Origin of the sequence: Candidatus Pseudomonas auctus, assembly GCF_048654275.1 — a bacterium.
Taxonomy (GTDB): domain Bacteria; phylum Pseudomonadota; class Gammaproteobacteria; order Pseudomonadales; family Pseudomonadaceae; genus Aquipseudomonas; species Aquipseudomonas pharyngis.
In genome coordinates this window covers 164037-178677 of sequence record NZ_JBJYZK010000011.1, presented here as the reverse complement: position 1 = coordinate 178677, position 14641 = coordinate 164037, and the positions used below count along the sequence as shown (strand labels likewise).

The window sequence follows — 14641 nt, the reverse complement described above, 5'->3', positions numbered from 1 at the left end:
TCAGCGACTCGCTTCTATCAAGGCTTCGGCTTCGGCCAGACGCTCGTGGGTACCGACATCGACCCAGTGACCTTTCAGTCGCTCGCCGGTCACCTGCCCCTCCGCCATGGCTTTACGCAGCAGCGGCGCCAGTTTGAAGGCACCGTTGCTGCAGCCATCGAACAACTGCGGGTGCAGCACGGCGATGCCGCTGTAGGTCAGGGTCGCCGCGTCGGCCTGGCCATCACGCACCTGGCCGTCGGTCAGGGTGAAGTCGCCTGACGGATGATGGGCCGGGTTGTCCGCCAGCACCAGATGCGCCAGTCCGGTGATCGGCTGATGCAGCACGCTGAAGTCGTAATCCGTCCAGATGTCACCGTTGACCACCAGAAACGCGTCGTCGCCCAACAGCGGCAAGGCGCGGAAAATGCCGCCGCCGGTTTCCAGTGGCTCGCCCTCCGGCGAGTACTGGATCGACACGCCGAACTGCGAACCATCGCCCAGATGATCTTCGATCTGCTGGCCGAGCCAGGCATGGTTGATCACGATCTCATTGAAACCGGCTGCGGCCAGGGCACGCAGGTGATATTCAATCAGCGGCACCCCACCGGCTCGCACCAGCGGTTTGGGGGTGGTCAGGGTCAGCGGGCGCATGCGCTCGCCTTTGCCGGCCGCCAGAATCATTGCCTTCATGCCGTCACTCCACCACGCAGGCTGGCGAGCAGTGCCTGCAGATCCGCCAGCTCGGGACGGCGGGCGACGACCGCTTCTATATAAGAGAAGAAACGCGGCACATCACCGAGGTAACGCGGCTTGCCGTCGCGATGGCAGATACGGGCGAAGATGCCGATGACTTTCAGATGACGCTGCACGCCCATCAGATCGCTGGCGCGCAGAAACTCTTCGAAGTCCGGCTGCACCGGGATGTTCAGTGCTGACGCCTGCTGCCAGTAGCTTTCCAGCCAGCCGCGCACACGCTCTTCTGGCCAGCTGAGGAAGGCGTCCTTGAACAGGCAGGTCACGTCGTAGGTCACCGGGCCATACACCGCGTCCTGGAAATCCAGCACGCCGGGATTCGGCTCGCTGAGCATCAGGTTGCGCGGCATGTAGTCGCGGTGCACCAGCACTTTCGGCTGGGCCAGGGCGCTGTCGATCAGCAGCTCGCTGACCTTTTGCCACTGCTGCTGTTGGGTTGCATCGAACTCGACGCCCAACTCGCGTTTCACGTACCACTCGGGAAACAGTTCCAGCTCGCGGCGCAACAACGCGACGTCATAGCTCGGCAGCGGTGCCACCATCGGCAACTGCTGAAAAGCCAGCAGCGCTTGCAGGGCATCACTGAATAACGCGTCGGCATTTTCGCTGTCGATCACGTCCAGATAGGTCTGGTTTCCCAGGTCATTGAGCAAAAGAAAGCCACGTTCGAGGTCTTCGGCATAAATTTTCGGCACGTTGATACCGGATTTCGCCAGCAAAAAGGCGATATCCACGAACGGTTTGCAGTTTTCCTGAGGCGGCGGCGCATCCATCACGACGAAGCTGCGACCCGCGCCTTCCCAACGGAAATACCGGCGGAAACTCGCGTCGCTGCTGGCCGCGGTCAACGTGGCCGGGGGTACGGCTCCCCAGCCCTGATCTGCAAAAAGGGTTGCCAACTGTTCATCGAGCCAAACTTTCAGGTGTTGCAAGCGTACATCTTGATCAGGCATTGCAAGGGTCTCCGACGGCGCTAGCCGTCAAGCGGGTCATGCTTTATTATCCAGCATCTTTTTCAGACCATCGAGAGGCGTGCGGCCCACACCGCGGGCAGATGGCACGCAGGAAGCCCGGACTAATAAGATGGCATTGAAATCCCCCGCGTTTCGTAAAAAATTTCCGTTGTTGGTAACCGGCAGTCTGCTGGCTATGCAACCTCTGGCCAGTTCATTCGTTGTTGCCGCCGAGCAGTATGACTGCGCCGTCTCGGCAACGGGTGGCTGGGCCTGCTCGCCGAAGACGCCGGCCGCTGCCTTGCCGCCGCGTCCCGTGCATGACGGCAGTGCCGTCAGCGCCGCTGGCGAAGCCCCGGCCCAGAGCGGCTCCACTGCGGAGTCCGGGCCCAAGCCGGTACTGGTTACCGAGTCCAAGGGCCGCGGCCTGAAATCCCGTAGCGAAGACTACAGTCACCTCGACTGGGTTCCGCGCGAGAAGCTCACCGCCGCCCAACTGGCCGAGACCGGTCCTTACTGCTCTGGTTCCTATATCGAACCGATTCGTCCTGGCATGAATGACAAGACGAATAAAAGTGACGCCCCGACCTTCATCGGCGCCAAGGCATCGCGTTATCAGCAGGATTCGCAAGTCGCGAGTCTGGCCGGTGACGTGGTCATGCGTCAGGGAAGCATGCAGGTCGAAGCCGACGAGGCCAACCTGTATCAGGCCGAAAGCCGTGGCGAACTGGCGGGCAACGTGCGCATTCGCGACAACGGCGCGCTGATCGTCGGCGACCACGCCGACGTGCAGCTCGACACCGGTGAAGCCAAGGTCGACAACGCCGAATACGTGATGCACAAGTCGCGCATTCGCGGTAACGCGCTGTACGCCAAGCGTGCCGAAAACGCGATCATCCGTCTGAAGGACGGCACGTACACCACGTGCGAACCGAACAGCAACGCCTGGCAGCTCAAGGGCAACAACATCACCCTGAACCCTGCCACCGGCTTCGGTACCGCGACCAACGTGACGCTGCGGGTCAAGGACATTCCGGTCCTGTACACGCCGTACATCTACTTCCCGATCGACGATCGTCGTCAGTCGGGCTTCCTGCCGCCGACCATCGGTTCCGGCAGCGATACCGGCTTCATGCTGGTCACCCCGTACTACTTCAACCTGGCACCGAACTACGATGCCACGTTGTATCCGCGCTACATGAGCAAGCGTGGCATGCTGGTGGAAGGCGAGTTCCGTTACCTGACCAAGTCGAGCGAAGGCCAGTTCGGTGCGGCGTACCTCAACGACGAGGACGACGAGCGCAAGGGCCAGACCGACTACGAAAAAACCCGCTACATGTACAACTGGCAACACAAGGGTGGTCTCGACTCCCGTGTGTTCACCCAGGTGGACTACACCAAGATCAGCGATCCTTATTACTTCCAGGATCTGCAGACCGACCAGATCGGCGTGAAAAGTGCCGACTACGTGAACCAGCAGGGCTCGGTCACTTATCGTGGCGATAGCTACACCGCCCGCTTGAACGCCCAGGCGTACCAACTGGCAACCGTATCGAACATCACACCGTATGACCGTCTGCCGCAGATCACCTTCAATGGCCAGCTGCCGTATCACCCGGAAGGTCTGAAATTCGATTACGAAACCGAGATCGTGCGGTTTGATCGCGACCTGAAAAACGGCGACTTTGTAAACGAAGACGGCACTGTCTCGCCACGTCTGGATAGCAACGTGGCCGGACTGGCCCGTGCCAACGGTGACCGCCTGAACCTGAAGCCAGGTGTCAGCCTGCCTATGAACTGGACTTACGGGTTCTTGAAGCCGTCGCTCAAGTACCAATACACCCAGTACCAGCTTGATCTGGATCAGCAAGGCAAAAACACCCTGCTGGCCGGCGAAAAATTCAGCAGCAGCCAAAACCGTGGTGTGCCGATCGCCAGTATCGACAGCGGCCTGTACTTCGACCGCAATACTCAATGGTTCGGCAAGAACTACCGTCAGACACTGGAACCGCGCCTTTTCTATCTCTATGTCCCCGAGAAAGACCAGTCGGACATTCCAGTCTTCGACACCAGCGAATACACCTTCAACTATGCATCGCTGTTCCGCGACAACCGCTTCTCCGGCTCCGACCGTGTCGGCGACGAGAACAAACTGTCGCTGGGCGTGACCAATCGCTGGATCGAAGACGACGGATTCGAGCGTCAACGCATCAGCGTTGGCCAGGCTCTGTACTTCAAGGACCGCAAGGTTCAGCTCCCGGGTATTGCGTTCAACGATCGGGATGATGCCAAGTCCGATGTTTCGCCTTACGCACTGGAATACGAATACCGCTGGAACCGCGACTGGCGCACCACGGCCGACTACAACTGGGATCCGGACAGCCGCAGCCCGCGTTCCGGTAGCGCCATGTTCCACTACCAGCCGGAAGACAACCCGAACAAGGTGGTCAACGTCGGCTATCGCTATCGCAACGACCAGGTCCGTTACGACCAGAACACCGGTAAATGGTCGGTGGGTGGTGGAGACTACGGCACCCCGGGCCAGCCTGGCTACGTGAAGGACTACTACAAGATCCAGCAGCATGACTTCTCGGTCATCTGGCCGATCGTTCCACAGTGGAGCGCGATCAGCCGCTGGCAGTACGACTACAACCGCAACCGTACACTGGAAGCCTTCGGTGGTTTCGAGTACGACAACTGCTGCTGGAAACTGCGCCTGATCAACCGTTACTGGGTTTCCTACGACGAATTCAGTCAGGAAGCTCCGCAAAACGAAAAAGGCGACCACGGCGTCTTCCTCCAAATTGTTCTGAAGGGACTCGGCGGCCTCACCGGCGCCAAGGTAGAGAGCTTCCTCGACAAAGGCATCCAAGGTTATCGTCAACGTGAAGACCAAGCTTTCTGATTGTCTGCGCCCGCTGATGCTGGGCGCGCTGTTCCTGGGTACCGCGGCCAACGCCGCGGTGCAGTCCATCGATAAAGTGGTGGCCATCGTCGACAACGACGTGGTCATGCAGAGCCAGCTGGATCAACGCGTCCACGAAGTTCAGCAAACCATCGCCAAGCGCGGCGGCGGCTTGCCGCCTCCGGGCGTACTGGATCAACAGGTGCTCGAGCGCCTGATCGTCGAAAACCTGCAATTGCAGATCGGCGAACGTTCCGGTATCCGCATCACCGATGAAGAGCTGAACCAGGCGGTCGGCACCATTGCCCAGCGCAACAACATGACCCCGGAGCAGTTCCGCATCGCCCTGTCCCGCGATGGCCTGTCCTATGAGGACGCTCGCGAGCAGATCCGTCGTGAAATGATCATCAGCCGTGTACGCCAGCGTCGTGTGGCCGAACGCATTCAGGTCTCGGAACAGGAAGTGAAGAACTTCCTCGCCTCCGATCTGGGCAAGATGCAACTGTCCGAAGAGCTGCATCTGGCCAACATCCTGATTCCGACCCCGGAAAGCGCCAATTCCGAAGCGATTCAGAGTGCTGCTCGCAAGGCAATGGACGTTTACCAGCAGCTCAAACAAGGTGCCGACTTCGGCCAGATGGCCGTGGCCAACTCCGCCAGTGACAACGCCCTGGAAGGCGGCGATATGGGCTGGCGTAAAGCCGCTCAACTGCCACCGCCGTTCGACCGTGAACTGAGCAGCATGACGGCTGGCGACATCACTCAACCGGCACGCACCCCAGGTGGTTTCATCATCCTGAAGCTGCTGGAAAAGCGTGGTGGCGAGAGCCAGATGCGCGACGAAGTGCATGTGCGCCACATCCTGGTCAAGCCGAGTCCGGTTCGCGACGAAGCCAAGACCAAGGAACTGGCTCAGTCGCTCTACAACCGCATCGAAGCCGGTGAAGATTTCGCCGAACTGGCCAAGAAGTATTCGGAAGACCCGGGCTCTGCCCTCAACGGCGGCGACCTGAACTGGATCGACCCGAACGCACTGGTACCGGAATTCCGCGCCGTGATGGCCAAGTCCCCGCAGGGTCAGCTGTCCAAGCCGTTCCAGACCCAGTACGGCTGGCACGTTCTGGAAGTCCTTGGCCGTCGCGCCACCGACAGCACCGAACAGGCCCGTGAGCAGCAAGCAATGACCGTACTGCGTAACCGTAAATACGACGAAGAGCTGCAAACCTGGCTGCGTCAGATCCGTGACGAAGCGTACGTAGAGATCAAACTCCCTGGTGCAGACCAGGCAGCGCAGTGAAACCCAAGCGTTTCGCGCTGACACCCGGCGAACCGGCCGGCATCGGTCCCGACCTGTGCCTGCTGCTCGCCTCGCAAGCCCAGCCACACCCCCTGATTGCCATCACCAGCCGCGACCTGCTCCAAGAGCGGGCCGCGCAGCTGAGGCTGGCCGTCAGTCTGCTGGAAGTCGCACCGGGCAATTGGCCGGACGCTCCGGCGCCCGCCAACAGCCTGTACGTCTGGGACACCCCGCTCAGCGCCCCGGTGGTCGCCGGGCAACTGGACAAGGCCAACGCCGCATTCGTCCTCGAAACCCTGACCCGCGCCGGCAATGGCTGCATGAGCGGCGACTTCGCCGGGATGATCACCGCTCCGGTTCACAAGGGCGTGATCAACGAATCGGGCATCGCGTTTTCCGGTCACACCGAATTTCTCGCCGACCTGACCCACACCGCCCAAGTGGTAATGATGCTCGCCACCCGCGGTTTGCGCGTGGCGCTGGTCACCACTCACCTGCCCTTGCGCGACATCGCCGATGCGATCACACCGGAGCGGCTGGAACGGGTCACGCGGATTCTGCACGCCGACCTGCAACAAAAATTCGGCATCGCCCAACCGCGCATCCTGGTCTGCGGGCTCAATCCGCACGCCGGTGAAGGCGGACACCTGGGCCATGAAGAAATCGACATCATCGAACCCACATTGGAGCGCCTGCGCGGCGAGGGCATGGACCTTCGTGGCCCGCTGCCTGCCGACACTCTGTTTACCCCCAAATATCTGGAGCACTGCGACGCGGTGCTGGCGATGTACCACGACCAGGGCCTGCCCGTGCTGAAATACAAAGGCTTCGGCGCTGCGGTCAACGTGACCCTGGGCCTGCCGATCATCCGCACATCGGTCGACCACGGCACCGCCCTGGATCTGGCCGGCAGCGGCAGGATCGACACCGGCAGCCTGCAAGTCGCCCTGGAAACCGCCTACCAGATGGCCGAGACCCGTTTATGACCGAGCAATACCAACACAAGGCGCGCAAACGCTTTGGCCAGAACTTCCTGCACGATGCCGGCGTCATCGACCGCATCCTGCGCTCCATCAGTGCCAAGGCCGGCGACCGCATGCTGGAGATCGGGCCGGGCCAGGGCGCATTGACCGCCGGCATCCTCAACTCCGGCGCACAGCTGGACGTGGTGGAGCTGGACAAGGACCTGATCCCGATCCTCAACCAGCAGTTCGCCGGCAAGAGCAATTTCAACCTGCATCAGGGCGATGCGCTGAAGTTCGACTTCAACAGCCTGAACGCTGCGCCGAACAGCCTGCGCGTGGTCGGCAACCTGCCGTACAACATCTCCACGCCGCTGATTTTCCACCTGCTGAACAACGCCGGCATCATTCGCGACATGCACTTCATGCTGCAGAAAGAAGTGGTCGAGCGTCTGGCCGCAGGTCCGGGTGGTGGTGACTGGGGTCGGTTGTCGATCATGGTTCAGTACCATTGCCGCGTAGAACATCTGTTCAACGTGGGGCCGGGCGCATTCAACCCGCCACCGAAAGTCGACTCGGCCATCGTTCGCCTGGTGCCACACGCGGTTCTGCCACACCCGGCCAAGGACCATCGCCTGCTCGAACGCGTGGTTCGCGAAGCTTTCAACCAGCGCCGCAAAACCCTGCGCAACACCCTCAAACAACTGCTCAGCAACGCTGAAATCGAAGCCGCCGGCGTTGATGGCAGTCTGCGTCCCGAGCAACTGGATCTGGCGGCATTCGTACGTCTGGCCGACCAGCTCGCGGTACAGGTCCCGGCAACCCCCGCCGCCGACTGACAGCCGATGAACGCTATCGGGCAGGACGCCACTCTGGTTTACTGCCCGATACTTGCCTAGACTGATTCCCCATCAGCTACGCCTCGCGTTCCGCTTCGTTTAAGGCCCTTTTGCATGTCCGATCCTCGTTATCAGGTCGATGTCAGCGTCGTTACCCACTATCTGGCAGACCAATCGCAACCCGAGCACGACCGCTTCGCCTTCGCCTACACCATCACCGTACAGAATAATGGCGAGCAGCCCGCACGCCTGATGTCGCGTCACTGGGTGATCACTGACGGCGACGGCCATGTCGAAGAAGTCCGCGGCGCCGGTGTCGTTGGCCAGCAACCACTGATCGACTCAGGCAAAAGCCACACCTACAGCAGCGGCACGGTCATGACTACCAAGGTCGGCACCATGCAAGGCACTTACGAAATGGTTGCCAGCGACGGCAAACATTTCGACGCAATCATCAAGCCCTTCCGCCTCGCCGTCCCCGGAGCCCTGCACTGATGGCGACGTATGCCGTGGGGGACCTGCAAGGCTGCCTCGAACCGCTGAAATGCCTGCTCAAGCAGGTTGCGTTCGATCCGGCGATCGATCGGCTGTGGCTGGTCGGCGACCTGGTCAACCGTGGCCCGCAATCGCTGGAAACCCTGCGTTTTCTATATGGCATGCGTGAATCGCTGGTTTGCGTGCTGGGCAATCACGACCTGCACCTGCTGGCGGCCGCTAAAAAGATCGAGCGCCTGAAAAAGTCCGACACCCTGCGAGAGATTATCGAAGCCCCCGACGGCCCGGTGCTGATGGAGTGGTTGCGTCAGCAAAAGCTGATGCACTACGACGAAGTGCGTGATGTCGCCATGGCCCACGCCGGCATCCCGCCGCAATGGTCGCTGCGGCGCGCTCTGAAGTGCGCCGCCGAAGTCGAAACCGCCCTGCGCGACGACAATCTGTTTCCCGCCTACCTCGACGGCATGTACGGCAACGAACCGGCGAAGTGGGACAACGATCTCAAAGGCGTCACCCGCCTGCGAGTCATCACCAACTATTTCACGCGCATGCGCTTCTGCACCGCCGAAGGCAAGCTTGACCTCAAGAGCAAGGAAGGCCTCGACACCGCGCCACCGGGGTATAAGCCCTGGTTCCAGCACAAGGAGCGCAAGACCAAAGGTCTGCGGATCATCTTCGGTCACTGGGCGGCGCTGGAAGGCAATGTCCATGAGCCAGGCATCTGCGCACTGGACACCGGTTGTGTCTGGGGCGGCAGTCTGACCCTGATGAACGTCGACAGCGGCGAACGCCTGTCATGCAAATGCGATGAGCATGGAGGCATTGCCCCAACCGTCGCACCACTTATCCCCGAAACTTCGCCAGTCAGCGTCCCGCGTTAGACTGCGCTATCAGCCGAGCAACAGGAACCCGCCATGAGCGAATTCAAACGTATTCCCCCGGAGCAGGCCCAGGCCCTGCGCGAGCAAGGTGCAGTCGTGGTCGACGTTCGCGACCCGGCGACCTTCGCCGCCCTGCACATCAGCGGCTCGAAGCATCTGGATAATCATTCCCTGCATGCGTTCATCCAGGGCGCCGACCTCGATGCTCCGACCGTCGTGGTCTGCTATCACGGCAACTCGAGCCAGGGTGCTGCGGCGTACCTCCTGAGCCAGGGCTTCTCCGACGTCTACAGCATGGACGGCGGCTTCGAACTGTGGCGTACGACTTTTCCTTCGGAAACCGCGCAAGGCACCTCCGAATAATTTTTTTGTAACGCGCAGGCCCCGGCTCCCGTGGGCCTGCGCCGGCAGACGAACGGTCTTGCCACAACTAATTACGTATCTCGCCTTTACCTCCCGAATTCCCAACTATCCTTAAGCCCAGGCCATCCAAAACAGGGGAGAGCCGGTACACCGGCGCACGGGTCATCGGGAGTGACTTTCAAGGTTGTCGACCGCGAAAGTGTTCTGGGGGGTAAACAATCAGCTGCCACAGCGGCTGCTTGCCAGCATCGACTGAGTGATCCGGCGTCGGCTCCACGTATCGAGCGAGGTGACGTCATGAGTATCTTTAGCCACTTCCAACAACGCTTCGAGTCCACACGCCAGGAAGAATTCTCCCTGCAGGAGTACCTGGAACTGTGCAAAAAGGATCGCAGTGCCTACGTTTCCGCCGCCGAGCGTCTGTTAATGGCCATCGGCGAACCGGAACTGCTCGACACCTCGACCAACTCGAGGCTGTCACGAATCTTTTCCAACAAGGTGATCCGCCGCTATCCGGCCTTTGAAGACTTCCACGGGATGGAAGAATGCATCGACCAGATCGTGTCGTATTTCCGGCATGCGGCCCAGGGCCTGGAAGAGAAGAAACAGATCCTTTACCTGCTCGGCCCCGTCGGCGGTGGTAAATCGTCCCTGGCCGAGAAGCTGAAACAACTGATGGAAAAAGTGCCCTTCTATGCCATCAAGGGCTCGCCGGTATTCGAATCGCCTCTGGGCCTGTTCAACGCCACCGAAGATGGCGCGATCCTCGAGGAAGACTTCGGCATTCCACGGCGTTACCTGAACACCATCATGTCGCCATGGGCCACCAAGCGCCTGGCCGAATTCGGCGGCGACATCAGCCAGTTCCGCGTGGTCAAGCTGTACCCGTCGATCCTCAACCAGATCGCCGTGGCCAAGACCGAACCGGGTGACGAAAACAACCAGGACATCTCCGCACTGGTGGGCAAGGTCGATATCCGCAAACTCGAAGAGTTTCCGCAGAACGACGCCGACGCCTACAGCTACTCAGGTGCGCTGTGCCGGGCCAACCAGGGCCTGATGGAATTCGTCGAGATGTTCAAGGCACCGATCAAGGTGCTGCACCCGTTGCTGACCGCCACCCAGGAAGGCAACTACAACAGTACCGAAGGCCTGGGCGCAATTCCGTTCACCGGGATCCTGTTGGCCCACTCCAACGAGTCGGAGTGGCACACCTTCCGCAACAACAAGAACAACGAAGCGTTCATCGACCGGATCTACATCGTCAAGGTGCCGTACTGCCTGCGGGTCAGTGACGAAGTGAAGATCTACGACAAGCTGCTGTTCAACAGCTCCCTGTCCAAGGCCCATTGCGCGCCGGACACATTGAAGATGCTGGCGCAGTTCACCGTGCTGTCACGCCTGAAGGAGCCGGAAAACTCCAACATCTACTCCAAGATGCGCGTGTATGACGGCGAAAACCTCAAGGACACCGATCCGAAGGCCAAGTCGATCCAGGAGTACCGCGATGCAGCGGGCGTCGACGAGGGCATGAACGGTCTGTCGACCCGGTTCGCGTTCAAGATCCTGTCCAAGGTCTTCAACTTCGACCCGCACGAAATCGCCGCCAACCCGGTACACCTGCTCTATGTGCTGGAACAGCAGATCGAACAGGAACAGTTCCAGGCAGAAACCCGCGAACGCTATCTGCGCTACCTGAAAGAGTACCTGGCACCGCGTTATATCGAATTCATCGGCAAGGAGATCCAGACCGCCTACCTCGAGTCTTACAGCGAGTACGGCCAGAACATCTTCGACCGCTACGTGCTGTATGCGGACTTCTGGATTCAGGATCAGGAATACCGCGATCCGGAAACCGGGGAGATCCTCAACCGCGTCGCCCTCAACGAGGAGCTGGAAAAGATCGAAAAACCGGCCGGCATCAGCAATCCGAAGGATTTCCGCAACGAGATCGTCAACTTCGTGTTGCGCGCCAGGGCCAACAACAACGGCAAGAACCCGACCTGGCTCAGCTACGAAAAACTGCGGGTGGTCATCGAGAAGAAAATGTTCTCGAACACCGAGGACCTGCTGCCAGTCATCAGCTTCAATGCCAAGGCCAGCAAAGAGGATCAACAGAAACATAACGACTTCGTTACACGAATGGTCGAACGCGGCTACACCGACAAACAGGTACGACTGCTCTCCGAGTGGTATCTGCGGGTCCGGAAATCGCAGTAAAGCAGCTGCAAGCTACAAGCTTCGAGCTGCAAGTAAAAAGCGCATGAGCCTGATGCCAGGGCATATGCCTGCACTTGCGGCTCGCAGCTCACTACTTGAAGCTGCCCGGAGGGCCTCCTATGAGCTATGTGATCGACCGACGTCTCAATGGCAAGAACAAGAGCACGGTGAACCGTCAGCGCTTCCTGCGGCGTTACCGTGACCACATCAAGAAGGCTGTCGAAGAGGCGGTCAGCCGGCGTTCCATTACCGATATGGAGCACGGTGAGCAGATCAGCATTCCCGGTCGCGATATCGACGAGCCGGTGCTTCACCATGGTCGCGGCGGCAAGCAGACCGTGGTCCATCCCGGCAACAAGGAATTCACCGCCGGCGAACATATTGCCCGTCCGCCGGGAGGCGGAGGTGGCCGTGGGCCAGGCAAGGCCGGCAACTCCGGCGAAGGCATGGACGAGTTCGTCTTCCAGATCACCCAGGAAGAATTCCTCGAATTCATGTTCGAGGACCTCGAACTGCCCAACCTCGTCAAGCGCAACCTGACCGGCACCGACACCTTCAAGACGGTACGTGCGGGGATCAGCAACGAGGGCAACCCGTCGCGGATCAACATCATCCGTACCCTGCGTTCGGCTCATGCACGGCGCATTGCGTTGTCGGGCAGCAGCCGCGCCAAATTGCGGGAAGCCAAAGAGGAGTTGGCTCGGCTGAAACGGGAAGAGCCGGACAACTTCGGCGATATCCAGGATCTTGAAGCAGAAATCGAGCGACTCAGTGCGCGTATCCATCGCGTGCCGTTTCTCGATACCTTCGATCTGAAATACAACCTGCTGGTCAAGCAACCCAATCCCAGCTCCAAAGCCGTGATGTTCTGCCTGATGGACGTTTCCGGCTCCATGACCCAGGCGACCAAGGACATCGCCAAACGCTTCTTCATCCTGTTGTACCTGTTCCTCAAGCGGAACTACGACAAGATCGACGTGGTGTTCATCCGCCACCACACCAGCGCCCGGGAAGTGGACGAAGAAGAGTTTTTCTATTCCCGCGAGACCGGCGGCACCATCGTCTCCAGTGCACTCAAGCTGATGCAGGAGATCATGGCCGAGCGCTACCCGAGCAACGAGTGGAACATTTACGCCGCCCAGGCTTCCGACGGCGACAACTGGAACGACGACTCGCCGATCTGCCGCGACATCCTGATCAACCAGATCATGCCATTCGTGCAGTACTACACTTACGTGGAGATCACCCCGCGCGAACATCAGGCCTTGTGGTACGAATACGAGCGCATCGCCGAAGCCTTTTCCGACACTTTTGCCCAGCAACAACTGGTCTCGGCCGGGGATATCTATCCGGTCTTCCGTGAACTCTTCCAGCGCAGGTTAGTGACATGACCGCCAAAGAGCAGAAGCGCCAACCCATTTCCACCGGCTCGGAATGGACATTCGAGCTGATCCAGACGTACGACCGTGAAATCGCCCGTATCGCGGCCCGCTATGCCCTGGATACCTATCCCAACCAGATCGAAGTGATCACCGCCGAACAGATGATGGACGCCTATGCGTCGGTCGGCATGCCGCTGGGCTATCACCATTGGTCCTACGGCAAGCACTTCCTCAGCACCGAAAAATCCTACAGTCGCGGGCAAATGGGGCTGGCGTACGAGATCGTGATCAACTCGGACCCGTGCATCGCCTACCTGATGGAAGAAAACACCATCTGCATGCAGGCGCTGGTGGTTGCGCATGCCTGCTACGGCCACAACAGCTTCTTCAAGGGCAACTATCTGTTCCGCACCTGGACCGACGCCAGTTCGATCATCGATTACCTGGTGTTCGCCAAGCAGTACATCATGCAGTGCGAAGAGCGCCACGGCATCGATGCCGTGGAGGATCTGCTCGACTCCTGCCATGCCCTGATGAACTACGGCGTCGACCGCTACAAGCGTCCGTATCCGATTTCCGCCGAGGAAGAGCGGCGCCGGCAGAAGGATCGCGAGGAGCACTTGCAGAAACAGATCAACGACCTGTGGCGCACCATCCCCAAAGGCGCGGACAAATACAGCGACAAGGACAACGCACGCTTCCCGGCCGAACCGCAGGAAAACATTCTGTATTTCATCGAGAAACACGCCCCGCTGCTGGAACCCTGGCAGCGCGAGATCGTGCGGATCGTGCGCAAGATCGCCCAGTATTTCTATCCACAGCGCCAGACCCAGGTGATGAACGAAGGCTGGGCGACGTTCTGGCACTACACGCTGATGAACGACCTGTACGACGAAGGCCTGGTGACCGACGGCTTCATGATGGAGTTCCTGACGTCCCACACCAGCGTGGTGTTCCAGCCGGGGTTCGACAGCCCGTATTACAACGGCATCAACCCCTATGCCCTGGGCTTTGCGATGTATCGAGACATCCGGCGCATGTGCGAAGAACCTACGGAAGAAGACCGTCGCTGGTTCCCGGACATCGCCGGCAGCGATTGGTTATCGACCATCAAGTTCGCCATGAGCAGCTTCAAGGATGAGAGTTTCATCCTGCAGTACCTGTCCCCCAAGGTGATCCGCGACCTGAAGCTGTTTAGCATCCTCGATGACGACCAGAAGGACGATCTGCTGGTACCGGCGATCCATGACGAGGGTGGTTACCGGATCATTCGCGAAACGCTCGCCGCGCAATACAACCTGGGTAACCGCGAGCCGAACGTGCAGATCTACAGCATCGATCGCCGCGGCGACCGCTCGCTGACCCTGCGCCACCAGCAACACGACCGCAAACCGCTGGGCGATTCCACCGAAGAGGTCCTCAAACACCTGCACCGACTGTGGGGCTTTGACATTCACCTGGAGACCCTGCAGGGCGACCAGATCATGAAGACCCATCATGTTCCGCCCCGCAGCGAGCACAGCGAGGGGGACTACGGTCGACTCGACCTGGCCGTCATTCATCTTTGATCCCGTTCAGGCCTCCGAAAGTCCGGCGCAAGGGTTATCCT

Annotated in this window: 12 protein-coding genes; 10 read left to right on the top strand and 2 right to left on the bottom strand. The window is 59.9% G+C overall.

Annotated features, from left to right (window positions below; all coding sequences use genetic code 11):
- Window positions 1–672, bottom strand: coding sequence for an N-acetylmuramate alpha-1-phosphate uridylyltransferase MurU (gene murU, locus ACKUG4_RS20505; RefSeq protein ID WP_064599827.1), 672 nt, complete (start codon window positions 670–672; stop codon window positions 1–3).
- The gene (locus ACKUG4_RS20500) at window positions 669–1688 is read right to left on the bottom strand and encodes an aminoglycoside phosphotransferase family protein (protein ID WP_064599829.1); all 1020 of its coding nucleotides are present in this window, start codon (window positions 1686–1688) and stop codon (window positions 669–671) included. The genes murU and ACKUG4_RS20500 overlap by 4 nt, the downstream gene beginning before the upstream one ends.
- Before the next feature lie 130 nt (window positions 1689–1818).
- On the opposite strand from ACKUG4_RS20500, the gene ACKUG4_RS20495 reads away from it, so the two are divergent.
- From ACKUG4_RS20495 to ACKUG4_RS20450, 10 genes are all read left to right on the top strand, one after another.
- On the top strand, window positions 1819–4593 hold the full coding sequence (locus tag ACKUG4_RS20495) for an LPS-assembly protein LptD (protein ID WP_236187430.1): 2775 nt from the start codon (window positions 1819–1821) through the stop codon (window positions 4591–4593).
- Window positions 4574–5890, top strand: a complete 1317-nt coding sequence (gene surA / locus ACKUG4_RS20490; RefSeq protein WP_156669361.1) for a peptidylprolyl isomerase SurA — start codon at window positions 4574–4576, stop codon at window positions 5888–5890. The genes ACKUG4_RS20495 and surA overlap by 20 nt, the downstream gene beginning before the upstream one ends.
- Window positions 5887–6876, top strand: a complete 990-nt coding sequence (gene pdxA / locus ACKUG4_RS20485) for a 4-hydroxythreonine-4-phosphate dehydrogenase PdxA (RefSeq protein WP_064599833.1) — start codon at window positions 5887–5889, stop codon at window positions 6874–6876. The genes surA and pdxA overlap by 4 nt, the downstream gene beginning before the upstream one ends.
- Window positions 6873–7691 carry a 16S rRNA (adenine(1518)-N(6)/adenine(1519)-N(6))-dimethyltransferase RsmA gene (rsmA, locus tag ACKUG4_RS20480; protein ID WP_064599835.1) on the top strand — a complete coding sequence of 273 codons (819 nt, stop codon included), beginning with the start codon at window positions 6873–6875 and terminating at the stop codon, window positions 7689–7691. Before pdxA ends, rsmA begins: the two co-directional genes overlap by 4 nt.
- 114 nt (window positions 7692–7805) lie before the next feature.
- Entirely contained in the window at window positions 7806–8186 is a 381-nt protein-coding gene (apaG, locus tag ACKUG4_RS20475; protein WP_039768081.1) for a Co2+/Mg2+ efflux facilitator ApaG/CorD, read from the top strand.
- Window positions 8186–9067 (top strand): symmetrical bis(5'-nucleosyl)-tetraphosphatase, encoded by an 882-nt coding sequence (locus ACKUG4_RS20470; protein WP_064599837.1) that lies wholly within the window; start codon window positions 8186–8188, stop codon window positions 9065–9067. The genes apaG and ACKUG4_RS20470 overlap by 1 nt, the downstream gene beginning before the upstream one ends.
- Before the next feature lie 33 nt (window positions 9068–9100).
- The gene (gene glpE / locus ACKUG4_RS20465) at window positions 9101–9430 is read left to right on the top strand and encodes a thiosulfate sulfurtransferase GlpE (protein WP_445434707.1); all 330 of its coding nucleotides are present in this window, start codon (window positions 9101–9103) and stop codon (window positions 9428–9430) included.
- 297 nt (window positions 9431–9727) lie between these two features.
- Window positions 9728–11650, top strand: a complete 1923-nt coding sequence (locus tag ACKUG4_RS20460) for a PrkA family serine protein kinase (RefSeq protein WP_064599839.1) — start codon at window positions 9728–9730, stop codon at window positions 11648–11650.
- A gap of 119 nt (window positions 11651–11769) precedes the next feature.
- The gene (locus ACKUG4_RS20455) at window positions 11770–13041 is read left to right on the top strand and encodes a YeaH/YhbH family protein (RefSeq protein ID WP_064599841.1); all 1272 of its coding nucleotides are present in this window, start codon (window positions 11770–11772) and stop codon (window positions 13039–13041) included.
- The gene (locus ACKUG4_RS20450) at window positions 13038–14600 is read left to right on the top strand and encodes a SpoVR family protein (protein WP_064599843.1); all 1563 of its coding nucleotides are present in this window, start codon (window positions 13038–13040) and stop codon (window positions 14598–14600) included. Before ACKUG4_RS20455 ends, ACKUG4_RS20450 begins: the two co-directional genes overlap by 4 nt.
- Window positions 14601–14641 lie beyond the last annotated feature (41 nt).